Annotated in this window: 17 protein-coding genes; 16 read left to right on the top strand and 1 reads right to left on the bottom strand. The window is 66.9% G+C overall.

The features are described 5' to 3' along the window. From EO174_RS01260 to EO174_RS01235, 6 genes are all read left to right on the top strand, one after another. Complete coding sequence (locus tag EO174_RS01260) at positions 1-363, top strand: GntR family transcriptional regulator (RefSeq protein ID WP_003483692.1); 363 nt, start codon at positions 1-3, stop codon at positions 361-363. Beyond that, positions 360-1,235 (top strand): ABC transporter ATP-binding protein, encoded by an 876-nt coding sequence (locus EO174_RS01255; protein WP_126941733.1) that lies wholly within the window; start codon positions 360-362, stop codon positions 1,233-1,235. Before EO174_RS01260 ends, EO174_RS01255 begins: the two co-directional genes overlap by 4 nt. Continuing rightward, the gene (locus EO174_RS01250) at positions 1,232-2,218 is read left to right on the top strand and encodes an ABC transporter permease (protein ID WP_126941731.1); all 987 of its coding nucleotides are present in this window, start codon (positions 1,232-1,234) and stop codon (positions 2,216-2,218) included. The genes EO174_RS01255 and EO174_RS01250 overlap by 4 nt, the downstream gene beginning before the upstream one ends. Before the next feature lie 10 nt (positions 2,219-2,228). Beyond that, positions 2,229-3,053, top strand: a complete 825-nt coding sequence (locus EO174_RS01245) for a DUF4097 family beta strand repeat-containing protein (protein WP_126941729.1) — start codon at positions 2,229-2,231, stop codon at positions 3,051-3,053. Between the two features lie 34 nt (positions 3,054-3,087). Then, complete coding sequence (locus EO174_RS01240) at positions 3,088-3,618, top strand: DUF2884 family protein (RefSeq protein WP_126941727.1); 531 nt, start codon at positions 3,088-3,090, stop codon at positions 3,616-3,618. A gap of 203 nt (positions 3,619-3,821) precedes the next feature. Then, on the top strand, positions 3,822-4,244 hold the full coding sequence (locus EO174_RS01235) for a hypothetical protein (RefSeq protein WP_104574109.1): 423 nt from the start codon (positions 3,822-3,824) through the stop codon (positions 4,242-4,244). Positions 4,245-4,362: 118 nt separating this feature from the next. Here the strand turns inward: EO174_RS01235 and EO174_RS01230 are convergent, their stop codons facing one another. Further along, entirely contained in the window at positions 4,363-5,769 is a 1,407-nt protein-coding gene (locus EO174_RS01230) for a class II fumarate hydratase (RefSeq protein WP_126941725.1), read from the bottom strand. Between the two features lie 289 nt (positions 5,770-6,058). Here EO174_RS01230 and EO174_RS01225 point away from each other — a divergent pair, with 289 nt between their 5' ends. The 10 genes from EO174_RS01225 (at position 6,059) to EO174_RS01180 (ending at position 20,754) form a co-directional block, all read left to right on the top strand. Then, positions 6,059-7,381 carry a hemolysin family protein gene (locus tag EO174_RS01225; protein WP_126941723.1) on the top strand — a complete coding sequence of 441 codons (1,323 nt, stop codon included), beginning with the start codon at positions 6,059-6,061 and terminating at the stop codon, positions 7,379-7,381. Positions 7,382-7,417: 36 nt separating this feature from the next. Beyond that, positions 7,418-8,785 (top strand): adenylosuccinate lyase, encoded by a 1,368-nt coding sequence (gene purB / locus EO174_RS01220; RefSeq protein ID WP_126941721.1) that lies wholly within the window; start codon positions 7,418-7,420, stop codon positions 8,783-8,785. A gap of 416 nt (positions 8,786-9,201) precedes the next feature. Continuing rightward, positions 9,202-10,680, top strand: coding sequence for a cupin domain-containing protein (locus EO174_RS01215; protein ID WP_164739911.1), 1,479 nt, complete (start codon positions 9,202-9,204; stop codon positions 10,678-10,680). Further along, a complete protein-coding gene (locus EO174_RS01210) occupies positions 10,677-11,600 on the top strand; it encodes a GNAT family N-acetyltransferase (RefSeq protein WP_126941719.1) in 924 nt (307 codons plus the stop codon). Before EO174_RS01215 ends, EO174_RS01210 begins: the two co-directional genes overlap by 4 nt. A 105-nt stretch (positions 11,601-11,705) precedes the next feature. Continuing rightward, positions 11,706-14,609, top strand: coding sequence for a 2-oxoglutarate dehydrogenase E1 component (locus tag EO174_RS01205; RefSeq protein WP_180496936.1), 2,904 nt, complete (start codon positions 11,706-11,708; stop codon positions 14,607-14,609). Between the two features lie 42 nt (positions 14,610-14,651). Further along, positions 14,652-15,866: a dihydrolipoyllysine-residue succinyltransferase gene (sucB, locus tag EO174_RS01200; protein WP_104582743.1), complete on the top strand. Its 1,215-nt coding sequence runs from the start codon at positions 14,652-14,654 to the stop codon at positions 15,864-15,866. Between the two features lie 111 nt (positions 15,867-15,977). Beyond that, on the top strand, positions 15,978-17,420 hold the full coding sequence (gene lpdA / locus EO174_RS01195) for a dihydrolipoyl dehydrogenase (RefSeq protein WP_126941717.1): 1,443 nt from the start codon (positions 15,978-15,980) through the stop codon (positions 17,418-17,420). 218 nt (positions 17,421-17,638) lie between these two features. Next, the gene (locus tag EO174_RS01190; protein WP_126941715.1) at positions 17,639-18,232 is read left to right on the top strand and encodes a TIGR00730 family Rossman fold protein; all 594 of its coding nucleotides are present in this window, start codon (positions 17,639-17,641) and stop codon (positions 18,230-18,232) included. A gap of 153 nt (positions 18,233-18,385) precedes the next feature. Beyond that, a complete protein-coding gene (locus EO174_RS01185) occupies positions 18,386-18,988 on the top strand; it encodes a YigZ family protein (RefSeq protein WP_164740038.1) in 603 nt (200 codons plus the stop codon). After that, positions 18,985-20,754 carry an ABC transporter transmembrane domain-containing protein gene (locus tag EO174_RS01180; RefSeq protein ID WP_104582740.1) on the top strand — a complete coding sequence of 590 codons (1,770 nt, stop codon included), beginning with the start codon at positions 18,985-18,987 and terminating at the stop codon, positions 20,752-20,754. Before EO174_RS01185 ends, EO174_RS01180 begins: the two co-directional genes overlap by 4 nt. The last annotated feature ends 95 nt before the right edge of the window (positions 20,755-20,849 follow it).

Here is a 20,849-nt window from a genome sequence, read left to right as displayed (position 1 = left end):
ATGAACGACATCCAATGGAGCGACGGCGCTCCCATCTACCGCCAACTCAAGGAACGGGTGATTGCCATGATGCTCGATGGAATCCTCAAGCCGGGCGACGCACTGCCCTCGGTACGGCAGGTGGCGGCCGACTACCAACTCAACCCCATCACCGTCTCGCGTGCCTACCAGGAACTGGCCGACGAGAACCTGGTGGAGAAACGCCGCGGCCTGGGCATGTTCATGACCCCGGAGGCCGCGCAGAAATTGCGCGGCAGCGAACGCGAGCGTTTCCTGAATGAAGAATGGCCCGCGGTGCTGGAACGCATCCAGCGCCTGGGACTGTCCATCGACGATCTGTTGCCACAGGGAAAAACACCATGACCGCCGTCTCCTCCGACCATGTGGTCGACGCACGTGGCCTGCGCAAGGCCTACAAGCATCGGCTCGCGCTGGACAACACCAGCTTCACCATCGCGGCCGGGCGCATCGTCGGCCTGATCGGCCCCAACGGCGCCGGCAAGACCACCGCGCTCAAGGCGGTGCTGGGGCTGACCGATTTCGACGGCGAGCTGAGCGTGCTCGGCATGGATCCGCGCACCCAGCGCAACGCGCTGATGAACGAGGTCTGCTTCATTGCCGACGTGGCAGTGCTGCCACGCTGGCTGCGGGTTGGCGAGGCGATCGACTTCGTCGCCGGCGTGCATCCGCGCTTTGATCGCGCCAAGTGCGAACGTTTCCTGGCCAATACGCAGCTCAACCGCAAATCGCGGGTGCGCGAACTGTCCAAGGGCATGATCGTGCAGCTGCACCTGGCGCTGGTGATGGCCATCGACGCGCGCATCCTGGTGCTGGACGAGCCCACCCTGGGCCTGGACATCCTGTATCGCAAGCAGTTCTACCAGCGCCTGCTGGAGGACTACTTCGACGAGCAGAAGACCATCATCGTCACCACCCACCAGGTCGAGGAAATCGAACACATCCTCACCGATGTGATGTTCATCCGCGACGGCCGCATCGTACTGACCGCCGACATGGAGAACGTGGCCGAGCGTTACACCGAAGTATTGGTGAGTGCCGAGCATCTCGACGCCGCCAGAGGCCTGACGCCGATCGACGAGCGCGGCCTGCCGTTCGGCAAGACCGTGATGCTGTTCGATGGCGTGCCCAAGGCGCAGCTCGCCCGTTTTGGCGAAACCCGCAATCCCGGCCTTGCCGACCTGTTCGTTGCGGTCATGAAGGGGACCTACGCATGAAGACACTCACCCACCAAGCTTCTCCCGCACGCACGTTCGGCTGGCTGCTCAAGCGCGAGTACTGGGAACACCGCGGCGGTTTCGTCTGGGCGCAGGTCATCACCGGCGGCATCGCGGTGTTCTTCGCGCTGCTGGGCGCGGTGATCGGCGCGATCAGCGCGCGTCGCAACATGATCGGCGACAGCATCACGATGGACGATCTGGCCGAGTACACGCGCACGCTGGGCCAGGTCGGCGACGGCCTGCTGCTGGGCGGCATCGGGATCGCCTCGGTGGTGCTGGCATTCGTGGTGTTCTTCTATTCGCTGGGCAGCCTGTACGACGACCGCCGCGACCGCAGCGTGCTGTTCTGGAAGTCGCTGCCGGTGTCCGATGTGCAGACGGTGCTGTCCAAGGCGGCCTGGGCGTTGTTGCTGGCGCCGCTGATCGCCATCGCGATCGGCGTGCTGGTCGGCCTGGCGCTATGGCTGATCGCCATCGTGGGCGCCCTGATCGCCGGCGTCCCCAGCCCCTGGGCACTGGCAACCCATTCGCATCCCTTCTCGCTGCTGTGGCTGTTGCTGAAGACCGTGCCGATGAGCCTGCTGTGGGCGTTGCCGACCGTGGGCTGGCTGATGTTCTGCTCGGCCTGGGCCACCAGCAAGCCGTTCCTGTGGGCGGTGCTGTTCCCGCTGCTGGCCTGCGTGATGTTGAGCATCCTCTCGGCGATGCCGGGTGTCTCGCTGCCGATCGGCTGGATCTGGTACATCGTCGGCTACCGCGGCCTGCTCAGCGCCCTGCCCGGCACCTGGTCGCCACGTGCGGTCAGCGGCAACCTCGACAGCAGCGCGATGCAGAACCCCAGCGACCTGGTGCAATGGGCGCTGCAGCACACCAACAGCGCACTGGTCTACGGCAATCCGGACATCTGGATCGGCGCCGCCATCGGCGTGGTGCTGATCGCGGCCTCCATCTACCTGCGCCGTCGGCGCTCCGAAGCCTGAAGGACATCCCATGCGTCGTCTGCTGAGTCTGGCCATCCTGTGCGCAGTGCCCGGCGCTGCGTTTGCCGAGGAGCAATGCACATTCTCCGAACCGCGCAGCCTGGAGTTGAAACTGAGCGGAGTGAAGTCGGTGCTGTTCGAGGTCGCCTCCAACGACCTGCATCTGGACGCCGCGCCAGGCAACGGCGGCCGTCTGAGCGGCCGCGCCTGTGCCGCCAGGGCCGACCTGCTCGAGGGCCTGACGGTCACCCAGAAGCGCGTCGGCGACAAGCTGGTGGTGACGCTGGCCGATGACCGCCCGTCGCGCATCTCCATCGGCGACAGCTACGCGTACCTGGACCTGCGTGGCAACGTGCCGGACTCGCTGCTGGTGCAGTTCGACGTGGGCTCCGGCGACGCCGAGATCAGCGGCGCGGCTGCAGTGAGTGCCGATGTCGGCTCCGGCGACATGGCCATCCACCGCACCAAGGGCCGGGTGACCGCCAAGGTCGGTTCCGGCGACATCGAACTGGAGGACATGGGGGCATTGCGCGTGCTGGCAGTCGGCTCCGGCGATCTCAAGGCGCGCCGGATTCGCGGCGCGGCAGAGGTCGGCAAGGTCGGCTCCGGCGACGTCAAGCTGCGCGGCGTTGCCGGCCACGTCAGGCTCGGCACGGTCGGCTCCGGCGATGTCGATATCGACGATGTACAGGGCGATGTCGGCGTGGAAGCGGTCAACTCCGGCGCCCTGAGCGTGCACAAGGTGCGCGGCGACGTCAGCGTGGCGCGCAAGGGCAGCGGCGACATCGACGTCAGCGATGTTGCCGGCACCACCCGCGTACCGACCGACAACTGACCACTGCATTGACCATTACTGAGGGGGACTGCTGATGAAACTGTTGATTTGTGCGGTATTGGCGGGTGCGCTGTTGGTCGGTTGCGGCAAGTCCGAACCCACCGTCGTGGTGTCGGGCAAGGCCAACGCGCGCGGGGTGAGCTTCAACGGCAAGAGCCTGACGCTCCACCGCGACGGTCTGCCTGCCGCCACCATCGGCGCGGATGGCGCGCTCAGCATCGCCGGCAAGCCGGTGAGCCTGAACGATGCGCAGCGCCAGGCGATGCGCACTTTCTATGTGCAGATCCAGGGCGTCGCCGAAAAAGGCATCGACATCGGCACGCAGGGCGCGGCCTTCGGTGCACACGCCGCCGGCGAAGCGCTCAAGGGCGTGCTCAGCGGCAACACCGACCAGATCGGCGACAAGATCCAGGCGCAGGCGGAAACCTTCAAACGCAATACGATGCAGATCTGCGACCAGCTGGCCACGCTGCGCAACGCGCAGGACGCCGCCGCGCAACTGGTGCCGGCATTCGCGCCGTACTCGACCCTGACCCAACACGACGTCGACGACTGCCGCAAGTAAGCGCGGCACCGACCGCCGCTGCGCCCGTCGATGGGGGCGCAGCGGCGGACCGGAACCAGCTGGAGCGTCGTGTCGATTCTGCGCGCACGCCAGGCAACCGATACCGGCCTGCGACATCTTGTCAGAGGCGCCATGTGCCGCCGGCACTGATCGGCTGCCGGAGCGGGATTACACTAATGCGCTCCCCAGACCCCAGCGACCCCATGAACAAGTTCGTGATGCTTTGCATGGCGCTCCTGCTATGCGCCCTGACCGCCTGTGGCGACCAGTCGTCGCGGCGCGCCGAACGCGGCAAGCCGCGCGTTGCCATCACCACCCAGTCGGTGATGATCCGCCGCCCACCGGCCGCCAATGCGGAAATCACACCGGACGGCACGCTGAAGATCGACGATATCGCGCTGCCGCAGAAGGAACCGACGCGCGCCAAATTGCAGTTGCTGTTCGGGCATCTGCAGATGCTGCGCCAGCAGGCCGTCAACGAGGCCGGCGCGGATCCGGAGTACAAGTCGATCAAGCTGACCGCCACGCCGGAGATCCAGCGGCTCAGCGGCGAATTGCTGGACGAGATCCCGTCGCTGCAACCGTATCGCGAGAGCTTCGGCAACGTGCAGGCCGAGCGGCACTGAGTCCTGGCGACGCCGCGGACTCGCGCAAGCCCGTGTAGGAGCGCACCTGGGCGCGACGGGGCTGTATCGACAACGCCCGTCGCGCCCAGGTGCGCTCCTACACACACGCTGTCAGTGATCAGCCACCGCCGCCGCTGCTGCCAGCCTGGATGCCACCGCGGGTCAGCGCTGCCGGATCCAGCAAACGGCGCAGATCCGCCTCAGTGAGCCCGCTGTCTTCCAGCGCCACGTCCAGTACCGGACGCTGCTCCTTGTAGGCACGCTTGGCGATCGCGGCGGCCTTCTCGTAGCCGATGATCGGGTTGAGCGCGGTGACCAGGATCGGATTGCGGTCCAGCGCCTCGCGCACGCGCTCCTGGCGCACCTTCAACCCGGCAATCGCGCTATCGGCCAGCAGCCGCGCCACATTGCCCAGCAAATTGATCGAATCCAGCAGGTTGTAAGCGATCAACGGCAGCGTCACGTTCAACTGGAAGTTGCCGGTCTGCCCGGCCACGGTGATCGCGGTGTGGTGGCCGATCACCTGTGCGCAGGCCATCACGGTGGCTTCGGGAATCACCGGGTTGACCTTGCCCGGCATGATCGAACTTCCCGGCTGCAACGCCGGCAACTCGATCTCGCCCAGCCCGGCCAGGGGGCCGGCATTCATCCAGCGCAGATCGTTGGCAATCTTGATCAAGGCCACCGCCAGCGCATTGAGCTGGCCGGACAACTCCACCGCATCGTCCTGCGCGGCCAGGCCTTCGAACTTGTTGTCGGCACTCTCGAACTTGACCTTGCTCAAGCCCGACAAGGCCTTGGCCACCTTGCCGCCGAAACGCGGATCGGCATTGATGCCGGTGCCGATCGCGGTGCCGCCCAGCGGCAGCCGCCGCAGGCGCTTGAGGGAATCGTCGATGCGCTCCTGCGCCGAACTCAGCTGCGCCGACCATGCACCGAATTCCTGGCCGAAGGTCAGCGGCATCGCATCCATCAGATGCGTGCGCCCGGTCTTGACGACCTTGTCCAGTCCCTTGGCGCGCTTGTCGATGGTCTTGCGCAGATGCTTGAGCGCCGGTTGCAGGTGTTCCTGCACCGCAAGCAGCGCAGACACGCGGATCGCGGTGGGGACCACGTCGTTGGAACTCTGCCCGAGATTGACGTGATCGTTGGGATGCACCGCGTCCTTGCCGGCGCGCGTGGCCAGCGTGGCGATCACCTCGTTGGCATTCATGTTGGACGAGGTGCCCGAGCCGGTCTGATAGACGTCAATCGGGAACTGCGCGTCATAGGTGCCGTCGGCCACCTGCAGCGCCGCGTCCTGCACGGCCTTGCCGATCGACTTGGGCAGCAGCCCGAGCTCGGCGTTGACGCCGGCCGCGGCGGCCTTGATCAAGCCCAGCGCGCGGATGAAGCCGCGCGGCATCGGCTGGCCGGAGACCGGAAAATTCTGCACGGCACGCTGGGTCTGCGCGCCCCACAAGGCATCGGCGGGCACCTGCAATTGCCCCATGCTGTCGTGTTCGGTCCTGAAACGTTCGCTCATCTGCACTCTCCGCACATGGTTGGTCTGTGGTGATGGATGGCTGGCAGCGGGCGCACCCACGCTGGCGAGACTGCCTACGATACTCGCTTGCGGCGTTGCGACCGTGTCGTCGCAAGCCGTGGGCTAGACTGCCCATCGATCCATACGAGGTACCACGCTGCCATGGGCGACGACCCTGACTGTAGCAACGCATTGTTTGCGTCCTTGCTGCCCGCACACCGCCCGACCCCTCACGCGCAACGGCGGACACGCGGCATAACCGCCGCTGCACGGCACCGAGGCCGACGCCATGCTGGGTAATGTGCTGCTGTTATTCGTCGCGTTGCTGCTGGTGCTGCTGAACGGCTTCTTCGTGGCCGCCGAGTTCGCGCTGGTCAAGCTGCGCCACACGCAGGCGGTGGGCCTGGCGCAAACCAACGGGTGGCGTGGGCGTCTGTTGCTCGGGGTGCATGCGCACCTGGATGCCTACCTGTCGGCCTGCCAGCTCGGCATCACGCTGGCCTCGCTCGGCCTGGGCTGGGTCGGCGAGCCGGCGTTCGCGCACCTGCTGCAGCCGCTGTTCGACAGCGCCGGCCTGTCGCCGGAAGCGGCGCAGTTCACCGCGCTGGCGATCGCCTTCAGCCTGATTTCGTTTCTGCACATCGTGCTGGGCGAACTGGCACCCAAGACCATGGCGATCCGCCGCCCGGAGCGGATGTCGCTATGGACCGCCGCGCCGCTCTACGTGTTCTATTGGCTGATGTATCCGGCGATCTGGGTGCTCAATACCAGCGCCAACCGCCTGCTGCGGGTACTGGGCTGGGGCGATGTGGAACATCAGTCGCATCGCTATTCGCGCGAGGAGCTGATGCTGATCGTCGGCCGCCAGGATCCGAACGCGGCCACGCCCGATCACGGGCTGGCCCTGATGAGCCACGCGCTGGAATTGCCCGACCTGGTCGCCGGCGACCTGATGCGCCCGCGCGAGCACATGCGCAGCCTGCGCGAGGGCATGACGCTGGAATCGGTGCTGGCCGAGTTCAGCGAGTCGCGCTACAGCCGCTACCCCTGGTTCGACGCCGATGGCGAGCAGGTGCTGGGCATTCTGCATACCAAGGATCTGCTGGTGGCGATGGCGCGCAGCGAGGACCTGGACGATCTGCGTCCGTTGCTGCGCCCGCCCACCCTGCTGACCTTGGAAACCCCGATCCCCAGCGCGCTGGAGCAGTTCCGCACCGGCACCACCCATCTGGCGCTGTGCGTGGAAGACCAGGGCCGCATCCTGGGCTTTTTCACCCTGGAAGACCTGCTGGAGGTGGTGGTCGGCGAGATCGAGGACGAGCACCGCCACGTGGTGCGCGACGCCCCGATCCGCAGCCAGGACGGCTCGCTGCTGGTGGCCGGCAGCACCTCGATCTTCCGCCTGGAGCGCCTGCTCGGCCGGGACCTGAGCGCACCGGACCACGTCAATTCGGTCGGCGGGCTGATCGTGCACCGGCTGCAGCGGCTGCCCGAAGAAGGCGAGACCCTGGAACTGGACGGCCACGCACTGACGGTGCGGCGCATGGCCGGGCACCGGATCCAGGCGATCACGGTGCGGCCGATCGGCGAAGCCGGCGCCGGGGCGGCGTAGAATACGCACCCCCGCCAGCCTCCCAGTGCCCTGCCCATGTCGGATTCCGCCCTGCTCGCCCTGTCCCCGCTCGACGGCCGCTACGCTTCCAAAGTGGATGCGCTGCGCCCGATCTTCTCCGAATACGGCCTGATCAGGGCACGGGTCAAGGTCGAGATCGAATGGCTGCTGGCACTGGCCGCCGAGCCTGGCATCGCCGAGCTGACGCCATTCTCGGCCGCCGCCACCCAGACCCTGCGCCGCCTGGCCGACGATTTCAGCGTGAGCGATGCCGCACGCGTCAAGCAGATCGAGCGCACCACCAACCACGACGTCAAGGCGGTGGAGTACTTCATCAAGGAACAGCTCAAGGACGATGCCGAGCTGGGCCCGGCGCTGGAATTCGTGCATTTCGCCTGCACCAGCGAGGACATCAACAATCTCAGCTACGGCCTGATGCTGGAAGAGGCACGCCGCGAGGTGCTGCTGCCGACGCTGGACGGCATCACCGCCACGCTGCGCAGCCTCGCCCATGCCCAGGCCGGCCAGCCGATGCTCTCACGCACGCATGGCCAAACCGCCTCGCCCACCACGCTGGGCAAGGAAATCGCCAACGTGGTCGCGCGCCTGGAGCGTCAGCGCAAGCAGATCGCCGCGGTCGAGCTGACCGGCAAGATCAACGGTGCGGTCGGCAACTACAACGCGCACCTGGTGTCGTACCCGGAGCTGGACTGGGCCGCGTTCGCGCAGCGCTTCGTCGAGAGCCTGGGCCTGGTGTTCAACCCCTACACCACCCAGATCGAGCCGCACGACAACGTGGCCGAGATCGGCGACGCCAGCCGTCGCGTCAACACCATCCTGATCGACCTGTCGCGCGACATCTGGGGCTACATCTCGCTGGGCTACTTCAAGCAGAAGCTCAAGGAGGGCGAAGTCGGCTCCTCGACCATGCCGCACAAGATCAACCCGATCGACTTCGAAAATGCCGAAGGCAATTTCGGCATCGCCAACGCCTTGTTCGAGCATTTCTCGGCCAAGCTGCCGATCAGCCGCTGGCAGCGCGATCTCACCGACTCCACCGTCCTGCGTGCGCTCGGTACCGCATTCGGCCACACCCAGGTCGCGCTGGATTCGCTGGCCAAGGGCCTGGGCAAGCTGACCGTCAATCCGCAGCGCCTGGATGCGGACCTGGACGCGGCCTGGGAAGTGCTGGCCGAAGCCGTGCAGACAGTGATGCGCCGCCACGGCCTGCCCAACCCGTACGAACAGCTCAAGGCACTGACCCGCGGCCAGGGCATCACCGCCGCGTCCATGCAGGCTTTTGTCGAGAGCCTGCAGCTGCCGGAGCAGGACAAGCAGCGCCTGCGGGCGTTGACGCCGGGCGCCTACACCGGCCTGGCCGAGCAGCTGGCGCGCGCGATCTGAACCAGCGGCAGTCAACGACAGGCATCGCGACGTTCCATCCAGCCGTCAGGAGGAGTGCCATGGCATTGCGCTCACTGCTGTCCGTATCCCTGCTGGCATCGGTCGCCTGCGGGAGGCAGGCCGCTGCCGCTTCCACCGCTGCCGCGTCGCAAGCGCTGGCAGGCGTGTCGACCACACGGTTGCATCGGTGCCTTCGCCCAGCGACAGCCAGCTCTCCATCCACTGACCCGCCGATGCCGGCATCCCCCGTGCATGCCGGCCACGCATGGCAGGCACAGGTGCACTGAAATCACCGCCACAGCCGCCAGCAAGGCATCGCATGGCGGGCTGGGCGACAATAAGCCACTCCGCCGGCCGCACAGCGCCGGCCCTCCTGTCGGACCCGTGACATCATGAAAAAGACCGCCGCAAAAAAGATCGCCGCCAGGAAAGGCGCGCCGCTGCCCTTCGAGGTCCACGCCACCGGCGACCAGCCCCTGGGCATGCCGGTCGAGCGCTTCCTGCGCAACTACTGGCACAAGCACCCGCTGCTGATCCGCAACGCGTTTGCGGACTTCCAGTCCCCGCTGCAGCCCGAAGACCTGGCCGGCCTGGCCTGCGAAGACGGCGTGCTGGCACGCCTGATCAGCCACGACCGCGCCACCGACGGCTGGGACGTACGCACCGGCCCGTTCCAGGAAACCGACTTCCCCGGCCTGCCCGACCATGACTGGACCCTGCTGGTACAGGATGTGGACAAGTGGGACGCCGACGTGCGCGCGCTGCTGGAACAGTTCCGCTTCCTGCCGCGCTGGCGCATCGACGACATCATGATCAGCTTTGCCGCCACCGGCGGCTCGGTCGGCGCGCATGTCGACCATTACGATGTCTTCCTGCTGCAGGGCCAGGGCCACCGCCGCTGGCAGATCGACGCACGCGCGCAACAGGGCCGCAAGGCCGCGCCGCTGGCGTTCCGCGACGATGTCGAGCTCAAGCTGCTGCGCGACTTCAAGCCCACCCACGACTGGGTGCTGGGCCCGGGCGACATGCTGTACCTGCCGCCGCTGGTGCCGCACCACGGCGTGGCCGAGGACGCCTGCCTGACCTTCTCCATCGGCACCCGCGCGCCGTCGTCGGCCGAGCTGATCGGCGACTATCTGGATACGCTGATCGCCGATGCCGACGAGGCCGTGCGCTATCACGACGAAGACCTCAAGGTGCCGGCCGACCCGTACGAGATCGACGTCACCGCGATGAACCGCGTGGTCGAAGCGCTCAACGCCCTGCGCATGAACGACCCGGATCGGCTGGGCGACTGGTTCGGCCGCTTCATGACCACCTACCGCGCCTCCGGCGACGTGGTGCCGGCCCCCGAACCGATCCCGCGCGAGGCGGTCGAGCAGGCGCTGGAAGAGGGCGTGCTGCTGCACCGTCACCCCTGGTCGCGGCTGGCCTGGCGGCGCGCCAAGCGTGGCGCCACCCTGTTCTGCAGCGGCCTGGAGTTCGCGCTGTCGGCCAAGGACGCCGCGCGCCTGGCCGCGGCCGAAGAGATCGACGGCACGCTGTATGCGCAGTTGTCCAACCGCGGCCGCGAGGTGGTGCTGGAGCTGCTGGCGCAGGGCCACTACCAGCGCGCCCATGAGGACGCGGAAGACGACATCCAGGACATCGACGACGACCAGGCCCATGGCCTGAGCCTGTCGGCCGACCAGGACGACGCCGAGGCCGACGCGCCGGACGCAGACGACGAGATCGATGCGGAGGCCGACGTCGAGCAGGTCGCCGATACCGCCGACGGCCCGACCCAGGCTGATGAGGACGAACCAGCTGCCGACGCCGACCAGGACGACGACAGCGAGCTCGCCGACGACGCGGCAACGGACGCTGGCGACGACGGGTCCGACAACCGCGCATGAGCCCCCAGGCCGGCCCGCGGATCGTCTCGCTGGACCCGGCGTCCGACGCCGCGGCCCTGCGTGCGCTGCGCCTGGCCTGCGGCAGTGGCGACAGCGGCGCTGCCGAATGGGACGCACTGGACCCGCTCAGCCTGCACCTGGCCCTGCGCAGCGAGGACGGCCAGCTGATCGGCTCGGTGCGGCTGACCGCGGATCGGCGCATCGACAGACTCGGCATCCTGCCGGGCTGGCGCCGCCGCGGCCTGGCCGACCAGTTGCTCGCAGCCGCCGTCGCCACCGCGCAACAACGCGGCTGGCCCGGCGTACGGGCCCGCGTCAATGCAGATGCCGGGGCGGTGTTCGCACGCCTGGGCTTCCTGCCGGACACCTCTTCCGACCCGAGTCCCGATCGCGCCGCAACGGCGGGCGATCGGCCTGACAGGCCGCTGCATCGCCGTCTCGACGGCCCGATGGCGGTGGACGACCTGCGCGCGGCGCAGGCCGCCACCACCGGCCTGCTGTGCGCCGCACGCCGCCAGGTCCTGATCTATACGCGGGCACTGGATCCGCCGCTGTTCGACAACGCCGCAGTGCTCGATGCGCTGCGCCGCTTCGCCACCGCCCGCCACGACAAGCGCGTGCAGGTGCTGGTGCAGGACACCGCCATTGCCAGCGCCAGCAGCAGCGCGCTGCTGCGGCTGGCCCAGCGCCTGCCCAGCGTGTTCCGCTTCCGCGCGGTCAGCGATCCGGTCGACAGCAGCTATGCGTCGGCCTATGTGGTGGGCGATGACGCCTACTACTTTCGTCCAACAGGCCATCGCTTCGACGATGGCGAAACCTGGCTGTCGGGCGCGGCGCGCAGCCGCCAGCTGGAGCGCGAATTCGCGCAGATATGGGAGCGCAGCGCGCTCTGGAACGAACCGCGCGCACTCGGCATCTGAGACCGCAGCGCCTTTCGCGCCTGGGCGCCAGGCGGCCGCACCTACCCGCTCGGTCAGCTTGCAGACGCCCCCTCACTGGCGCAAGGGGGTATAATTTTTCGAGATTTGAGACCGACCGATGGGGCATCTCGCCCTGCCGCTTCCGCACAATCATCCCCACAGCAGACCCGACTTACCATCGTGGATAATCTCCTAAAGCAGTTCGCACAGTCATCGCAGCTCGCCGGCGGCAACGCCGCCTATATCGAGGATCTGTACGAGCAGTACCTCGTCGCCCCGGACAGTGTCGACCCGAAGTGGAAGAGCTATTTCGATGGCTTCAAGGGTCGCGATGCCGGTGATGTGCCGCACTCGGCGGCCATTGCCCACATCCTCGCCGCCTCCAAACAGGCCGCCAATGCCGGAACCGGCGCAGGCGCCAGTGACGAGCGCGAGCGCAACGTCGGCCGCCTGATCACCGCCTATCGTGCGCGTGGTCACCTCGGCGCGCAGCTCGACCCGCTCGGCCTGACCCCGCCGGTCAACCCGCCCGATCTGGACCTGCCATTCCACAGCCTGTCGCAGGCGGATATGGACAGTGAGTTCAGCACCGGCGGTGTCGGTGGCCAGCCGCGCATGAAGCTGAAGGATCTGCTGACCCGCCTGAAGGCGACCTACGCCAGCACCATCGGCGCAGAGTTCATGCACATCCAGGAATTCGACCAGCGCCAGTGGATCTACAAGCGTCTGGAAGATGCCGGCGGCAAGATCGCCGGCGACGCGGCCAGCCGCAAGCGCACGCTGGAGCGGCTCACCGCTGCCGAAGGCCTGGAGCGCTACCTGCACACCAAGTACGTCGGCCAGAAGCGCTTCTCGCTGGAAGGCGGCGACGCGCTGATCCCGATGATGGACGAGATCATTCGCCAGTCCGGCAACGATCAGGTCAAGGACATCGTGATCGGCATGGCCCACCGCGGTCGCCTCAACGTGCTGGTCAATACGCTGGGCAAGAACCCGCGCAAGCTGTTCGACGAGTTCGAAGGCAAGTTCGAGCACGCCCACGACGACCGCGCGCACACCGGCGACGTCAAGTACCACATGGGCTTCTCGGCCGATATCGCGGTCGGTGGCGACAAGCAGGTGCATCTGGCACTGGCATTCAATCCCTCGCACCTGGAAATCGTCGACCCGGTCGTGGTCGGCAGCGTGCGGTCGCGCCAGGAACGCTTCGGCGATGCCGAGCGCAAGACCGTGCTGCCGATTCTGATCCACGGCGATGCCGCATTCGCCGGCCAGGGCGTGGTGATGGAGCTGTTCCAGATGTCGCAGGCGCGCGGTTTCGCCGTCGGCGGCACCGTGCACATCGTGGTCAACAACCAGATCGGCTTCACCACCAGCGCCCGCGACGACGCCCGCTCCACGCTGTACTGCACCGACGTGGCCAAGATGATCGGCGCACCGGTCTTCCACGTGAACGGGGACGACCCGGATGCGGTGATGTTCGTGTCCAAGCTGGCCTACGAATTCCGCCAGCAGTTCAAGAAGGACGTGGTCATCGACCTGGTCTGCTACCGCCGTTGGGGCCATAACGAGGCCGACGAGCCGGCAGCGACCCAGCCGGTGATGTACCAGACCATCCGCAAGCACAAGACCACCCGCGAGCTGTACGCCGCCAAGCTGGAAAGCGACGGCGTGCTGAGCGCCGACGAGGCCAAGGCGCTGGTCGACGGCTACCGCAACAAGCTCGATTCGGGCGAATACACCACCGAACTGGCGACGCGCAAGCCGGACGAATTCGCCATCGACTGGTCCAAGTACCTGGTCGGCACCGCTGCCGATCCGGTCGACACCCGCGTCAAGCGCGAGCAGCTGGATCGCCTAGCCAAGCTGATCACCACGATCCCGGAAGGCGTGGAGCTGCATGCCCGCGTGGCCAAGATCTACGAAGACCGCGTCAAGATGGCCGCTGGCGACCAGGCTGGCGACTGGGGCTTTGCCGAGAACCTGGCCTACGCCACCTTGCTGGCCGAAGGCCACAAGCTGCGCCTGGTCGGCCAGGACGCCGGTCGCGGCACGTTCTTCCACCGTCACGCGATCCTGCATGACCAGAAGACCGACAGCTACTACCTGCCGCTGCGCCAGCTGGTGCAGAACCCCGAGGACGCCACCATCATCGACTCGCTGCTCAGCGAAGAAGCGGTGATGGGCTTCGAGTACGGCTACTCCACCACCGACCCGAATGCACTGTGCATCTGGGAAGCGCAGTTCGGCGATTTCGCCAACGGCGCGCAGGTGGTGATCGACCAGTTCATCGCCGCCGGCGAAGCCAAGTGGGGCCGCATCGCGGGCCTGTCGCTGTTCCTGCCGCACGGCTACGAAGGCCAGGGCCCGGAGCACAGCTCCGCGCGTCTGGAGCGCTTCCTGCAGCTGTGCGCGTTGGAGAACATGCTGGTCTGCGTGCCGACCACCCCGGCGCAGTGCTTCCACATGATCCGCCGGCAGATGCGCATGACCACCCGCAAGCCGCTGGTGGTGATGACGCCCAAGTCGCTGCTGCGCCACAAGCTGGCGGTGTCGAGCCTGGAAGAACTGGCGGAAGGCGAGTTCCAGCATCTGATCCCCGACGCCAAGGCCGATGCCGGCAAGGTCAAGCGCGTGGTGCTGTGCTCGGGCAAGGTCTATTACGACCTGCTCGAAGACCAGACCAAGCGTGGCCAGGACGACGTCGCCATCCTGCGCGTGGAGCAGCTGTATCCGTTCCCGCGTGCGCAGCTGGCCGCCGAGCTCAAGGCCTATGCCAACGCCACCGACGTGGTGTGGTGCCAGGAAGAACCGCAGAACCAGGGTGCGTGGTACCAGATCCGCCACCATCTGAACTTCTGCCTGGCCAGCGGCCAGAGCCTGCATTACGCCGGCCGTGCCCGTTCGCCCTCGCCTGCCGCCGGCCATATGGCCGACCACATCGTCGAACAGCAGAAGCTGGTCGCCGATGCGCTACTCAATCCGTTCAACGACCAAGTCGCTGAATAACTCCTCTTCCCCAAAGAACGAAAACCCTAGGACGCTCCCCGAATGGCCACCGAAGTCAAAGTTCCGGTACTGCCCGAATCCGTTTCCGACGCCACCATCGCCAGCTGGCACAAGAAGGCCGGTGAAGCGGTCAAGCGCGACGAGAATCTGGTCGACCTGGAAACCGACAAGGTCGTGTTGGAAGTTCCTTCGCCGGTCGACGGCGTGCTGAAGGAAATCAAGTTCGAAGCCGGCAGCACCGTCACCAGCAACCAGATCCTGGCGATCATCGAGGAAGGCGCCGTGGCTGCGGCCGCACCGGCCGAGGAGAAGAAGGCCGATGCACCGGCACCTGCCGCTGCTGCACCGGCCGCCGCGCCGGCCCCGGCTGCCGCCGCTGCGCCTGCCGCTGCATCCAAGTCCGCTGCCGATGCGCTGCCGCCGGGTGCGCGTTTTTCCGCGATCACCCAGGGCGTGGATCCGGCCCAGGTGGAAGGCACCGGCCGTCGTGGCGCGGTGACCAAGGAAGACATCGTCAACTTCGCCAAGGCCGGCGGCGTGGGCAAGGCGTCCGGCGCCCGTCCGGAAGAGCGCGTGCCGATGACCCGCGTGCGCAAGACCATCGCCAAGCGCCTGATGGAGTCCAAGAACTCCACCGCGATGCTGACCACCTTCAACGAAGTGAACCTGGCCAAGGTGTCGGCCGCGCGCAAGGAACTGCAGGACGAGTTCCAGAAGGCGCACGGCATCAAGCTCGGCTTCATGAGCTTCTTCGTCAAGGCGGCCGCCAACGCGCTGCAGCGCTTCCCGCTGGTCAACGCCTCGATCGACGGCGACGACATCATCTATCACGGCTATAGCGACATCTCGATCGCCGTGTCGACCGACAAGGGCCTGGTCACGCCGGTGCTGCGTAACGTCGAGCGCCAGTCGTTTGCCGACGTCGAGCAGGGCATCGCCGACTACGCCGCCAAGGCGCGCGCCGGCAAGCTGGGCCTGGACGACCTGCAGGGCGGCACGTTCACCATCACCAACGGCGGCACCTTCGGCTCGCTGCTGTCCACGCCGATCATCAACCCGCCGCAGAGCGCCATCCTGGGCATGCACGCGATCAAGGAACGTCCGATCGCCGAGAACGGCCAGGTCGTGATCGCGCCGATGATGTACCTGGCGCTGTCCTACGACCACCGCATCATCGACGGCAAGGATTCGGTGCAGTTCCTGGTCGACATCAAGAATCAGCTGGAAAACCCGGGCCGGATGTTGTTCGGTCTGTGATGAAAGCCGGGATTGGGGATTCGGGATTGGGGATTGGCGAGAGCTACCCCTTCCTGAGCACCCCGCCTTTGCGAATCCCCAATCCCCAATTCCCAATCTCGTGAGCGAAGAATGAGCGAACAAGAACAATTCGACGTCGTCGTCATCGGTGCCGGCCCGGCCGGTTATCACGCTGCGATTCGCGCGGCCCAGCTGGGCATGAAGGTCGCCTGCATCGACGCGGCCATCGGCAAGGATGGCAAGCCTGCACTGGGCGGCACCTGCCTGCGCGTGGGCTGCATTCCGTCCAAGGCGCTGCTGGATTCCTCGCGCCAGTTCTGGAACATGGGCCACCTGTTCGGCGACCACGGCATCAGCTTCAACGACGCCAAGATGGACGTGCCCACCATGATCAGCCGCAAGGACAAGATCGTGAAGCAGTTCACCGGCGGCATCGCGATGCTGTTCAAGGCGAACAAGATCACCCCGTTTTACGGCTTCGGCCAGCTGCTGCCGGGCAACATCGTCAAGGTCGCCCAGCACGAAGGCGGCGAGATCGAGCTCAAGGGCACCAACGTAATCCTGGCGCCGGGTTCGGAATCGATCGAGCTGCCGTTCGCCAAGTTCGAAGGCGACACCATCGTCGACAACGTCGGCGGCCTGGATTTCACCGCCGTTCCCAAGCGTCTGGCAGTGATCGGCGCCGGCGTGATCGGCCTGGAGCTGGGCAGCGTGTGGAAGCGCCTGGGCGCCGAGGTCACCATCCTCGAGGCACTGCCGGACTTCCTGGCGCTGGCTGATGCCGAAGTGGCCAAGACCGCGCTGAAGGAATTCAAGAAGCAGGGTCTGGACATCAAGCTCGGTGCCAAGGTCAGCAAGACCGAGATCACCGGCAGCGGCGATGCCAAGCAGGTGGTGGTCAGCTACACCGACGCTGCCGGCGAGCAGACCCTGACCGTGGACAAGTTGCTGGTGGCCGTGGGCCGCAAGGCCGCGACCAAGAACCTGCTGGCTGAGGGCACCGGCGTCAAGCTCAACGAGCGTGGCCAGATCGAAGTGGACGGGCATTGCCACACCGGCGTCGATGGCGTGTGGGCGATCGGCGACTGCGTGCGCGGCCCGATGCTGGCGCACAAGGGCTTCGAGGAAGGCATCGCGGTGGCCGAGCTGATCGCCGGCCTGCCCGGCCACGTCAACTTCGACACCATCCCGTGGGTCATCTACACCGAGCCGGAGATTGCCTGGGTCGGCAAGACCGAGCAGCAGCTCAAGGCCGAAGGCGTCGCCTACAAGGCCGGCAGCTTCCCGTTCGCGGCGATCGGCCGTGCGGTGGCCATGGGCGAGCCGGCCGGCTTCGTCAAGGTCATCGCCGACGCCGAGACCGACCGTGTGCTGGGCATGCACCTGGTCGGCGTGGGCGTGTCCGAGCTGGTGCACGAAGGCGTGCTGACGATGGAATTCAACGGCTCGGCCGATGACCTGGCCCGCATCTGCCACGCGCACCCGACGCTGTCCGAGGCGGTTCACGATGCCGCGATGGCAGTGAGCAAGCGCGCGATCCATAAGGCTAACTGACCGGGATTGGTGGATTCGGGATTGGGGATTCGCAAGTGCGATTCCCGGTCCCGGCCCTCTCCGGCAATGACATGGCGCCGGGTGAAAACCCGGCGTTATGTTTTTCAAGCCCGGCAAGAACTCAGACAATCAGCGCACCCCTCCGCCGACGGCAGCACGTGCAATCAGCGCAGCGCCACCTCGCTTTTACCAATCCCCAATCCCAACTCCCCAATCCCATGAAAAGCATCTGCGTCTACTGCGGTTCCAATGCCGGCAACAAACCCGCCTACGCCGAGCGTGCCACTGCGTTGGGGCAGCGCATCGCCGAGCAGGGACTGCGGTTGGTGTATGGCGGGGGCAACGTCGGCCTGATGGGCACCGTGGCCAATGCGGTGCTGGCAGCCGGTGGCGAGGTGACCGGCGTGATTCCGCAGCAGCTGGCCGATTGGGAAGTGGCGCACCGTGGGCTGACCACGCTGGAAATCGTCGGCTCCATGCATGCGCGCAAGATGCGCATGTTCGAGCTGTCCGATGCGTTCGTCGCCCTGCCCGGCGGCTTCGGCACCATGGAGGAGATCTTCGAGATGCTGACCTGGCGGCAGCTGGGCATTGGCAACAAGCCCTGTGCGTTCCTGGATATCGAAGACTTCTACGCGCCGCTGATCGGCATGATCGACCGCATGGTGGAAGAACGCTTCCTGCATCCGGACCAGCGCACCGACCTGTGGTACGGCGCCGACATCGAGCAGATGCTGGAGTGGATGCAGCACTACACGCCGGCGCAGGCCTCCAAGTGGATCGACGAGAAGCGCCGCTCCACCCTGGTGTAAAACGGCAGCGCCTGCGCTAATCGCACCCCCGGGGACTGCGCGCGCCCATCGCGCGCCCAGCCCGTCTCAATGCATCATCGAACACCCTCGATCTGCCGGCTTGCAACGGCAGTCACGACGGCCGCAGCGTCCGGCACGACCGGCTCGCATAGAATGGCGACGATGCTCGATACCCTCGCCGCTGACGCGCACCACAGCCTGGACATCAAGCACAGTCGCTTTGTGGCCAATGCTGCGGCACTGGACTCTCCCGCGCAGGCGCTGGAGATCGTGCAGCGCGTGTCCGTCGCCGATGCCACCCACAATTGCTGGGCCTATCGCTACGGGCAGGACTACCGGTCCAGTGACGATGGCGAGCCCAGCGGCACCGCCGGGCGGCCAATCCTCGCGGCCATCGATGGCCAGGGCTACGACCGCGTGGTCGTGGTGGTCACCCGTTGGTATGGCGGCATCAAGCTCGGTGCGGGCGGCCTGGTGCGTGCCTACGGCGGCGCCGCGGCCGAATGCCTGCGGTTGGCGACGCGACAGCCGTTGATTGCGTTGTCGCTGCTCGATCTGCAGTGTCAGTTCGACGACCTGGGCCTGGTGCATGCGGCCTTGAGCGCCTTCCGCGCCGACAAGCTGGATGAACGTTTCGACGCGCAGGGCGCCGCGCTGCGCGTGCAACTGCCTGCCGATCAGCTGGCCAGCTTGAAAACACGCCTGTGCGACGCCACTCGCAACCGTGTCCATCTCTCATCACCGGAAGCCGCATGAACCAGCCAGCCGCCGCCAGGCCCAACCCATTGCGGAAGCTTGGCAGCCTGCGCACCCTGTGGCCGTTCGTGCAGCGCCAGCGTGGCCTGTTCGCCGCCTGGCTGATCGCACTGGCCATTTCCTCGGCCGCCACATTGAGCCTGCCGGCGGCAGTCAAGCAGATGATCGACCATGGGTTTTCCGGCGGCTCGCAGATCAACCACGCCTTCGCGCTGCTGTTCGCCGTGGCGGTGGTGCTGGCGGTGGCAACGGCCGCGCGCTTCTATTTCGTCGCGCTGCTGGGCGAAAAGGTGGTCGCCGATCTGCGCGGCCGCCTGTATGCGCATCTGATCGGGCTGGACGCCGGCTTTCATGATCGCAGCCGCAGTGGCGAGCTGGTCTCGCGGCTGTCGGCCGACAGCGAGCTGCTGCGCGGGGTGATCGGCACCACCATGTCGGTGGCGCTGCGCAGCTCGGTCACGGTGATCGGCAGCATGGTGATGCTGTTCGTCACCAGCCCGCGGCTGGCCGGCTTCACCCTGGTCGGCATTCCGCTGGCGGTGCTGCCGATCGTGCTGGGCGCACGCCGCCTGCAGAAGATCTCGCGCGCCAGCCAGGACCGCGTGGCCGATGCCAACACGCTGGCGGCCGAAACGCTGGGCGCGGTGCGCACCGTGCAGGCGCATGCGCGCGAGCGCTACGAGAGCCAGCGTTTCAGCCAGGCCCTGTTCGCCGCGATCGATACCGCACGGCTGCGTATCCGCACCCAGGCCATGGTCACTGCGGTGGCAATCATGCTGATCTTCGGCGCCATCGTCGGTGTGCTGTGGCTGGGCGCGCACGATGTGATCGCCGGACGCATGACGCCCGGCACGCTGGGACAGTTCGTGCTGTACGCACTGATCGGCGGCGGCTCGGTGGGTGCGCTGGCCGAGGTCTGGAACGAGTTGCAGCGCGCGGCCGGCGGCATGGGCCGGGTCGGCGAATTGCTCGACGAGCAGCCGGCAATCGTCGCGCCGGCCACGCCGCAGCCCTTGCCGCAGCCGCTGCGTGGTGCGATCCATTTCGACCAGGTGGTATTTCATTATCCGCAGCGCCCCGATGCGCCGGCGCTGGACGGCTTCGACCTGCATGTCCATCCGGGCGAAACCGTGGCGCTGGTCGGGCCCTCCGGTGCAGGCAAGAGCACGGTGCTGGCGATGTTGCTGCGCTTCCACGACCCGGTCAGCGGCAGACTGCGCATCGACGAGGTAGACCTGCGCCAGACCGACCCGGTGCTGCTGCGCGAACGGATTGCATTGGTGCCGCAGCAACCCACGCTGTTTGCCGCCAGCGCCGCCGACAACATCCGCTACGGGCGCCTGGACGCCAGCGACGCGGAGGTGCAAGCCGCCGCGGCGGCCGCCGAGGCCGATGGGTTCATCCGCGCCCTGCCGCAGGGCTACGCCAGCGAACTCGGCGAACGCGGCACACGCCTGTCGGGCGGCCAGCAACAGCGTGTGGCGATCGCGCGCGCCCTGCTCAAGGACGCGCCGATCCTGCTGCTGGACGAGGCCACCAGCGCGCTGGATGCGCAGAGCGAACGCGCGGTGCAGCAGGCGCTGGACCGCTTGATGGAAGGCCGCACCACGCTGGTCATCGCCCATCGCCTGGCCACCGTGCTCAAAGCCGACCGCATCGTGGTGATGGAGGCCGGCCGCATCGTCGCGCAGGGCACGCATGCGCAATTGATCGCCGAAGGCGGCCTGTACGCCGAACTGGCGCGGCTGCAGTTCATCGATCAGTGACGCCTGGGTGACACCGGCATGTGCTGTCATGCCGGGGTATCCGCGGCAGCGGCCCGGGCCGACCCTGCGCCCCCACGCGCCCCACCCCTGACGAC

This window comes from Xanthomonas sp. BRIP62418 (genome assembly GCF_003993495.1).
Classification (GTDB): domain Bacteria; phylum Pseudomonadota; class Gammaproteobacteria; order Xanthomonadales; family Xanthomonadaceae; genus Xanthomonas; species Xanthomonas euroxanthea.
Note: the sequence above shows the minus strand (reverse complement) of the source record. Positions and strands in the feature narration are given on the sequence as shown.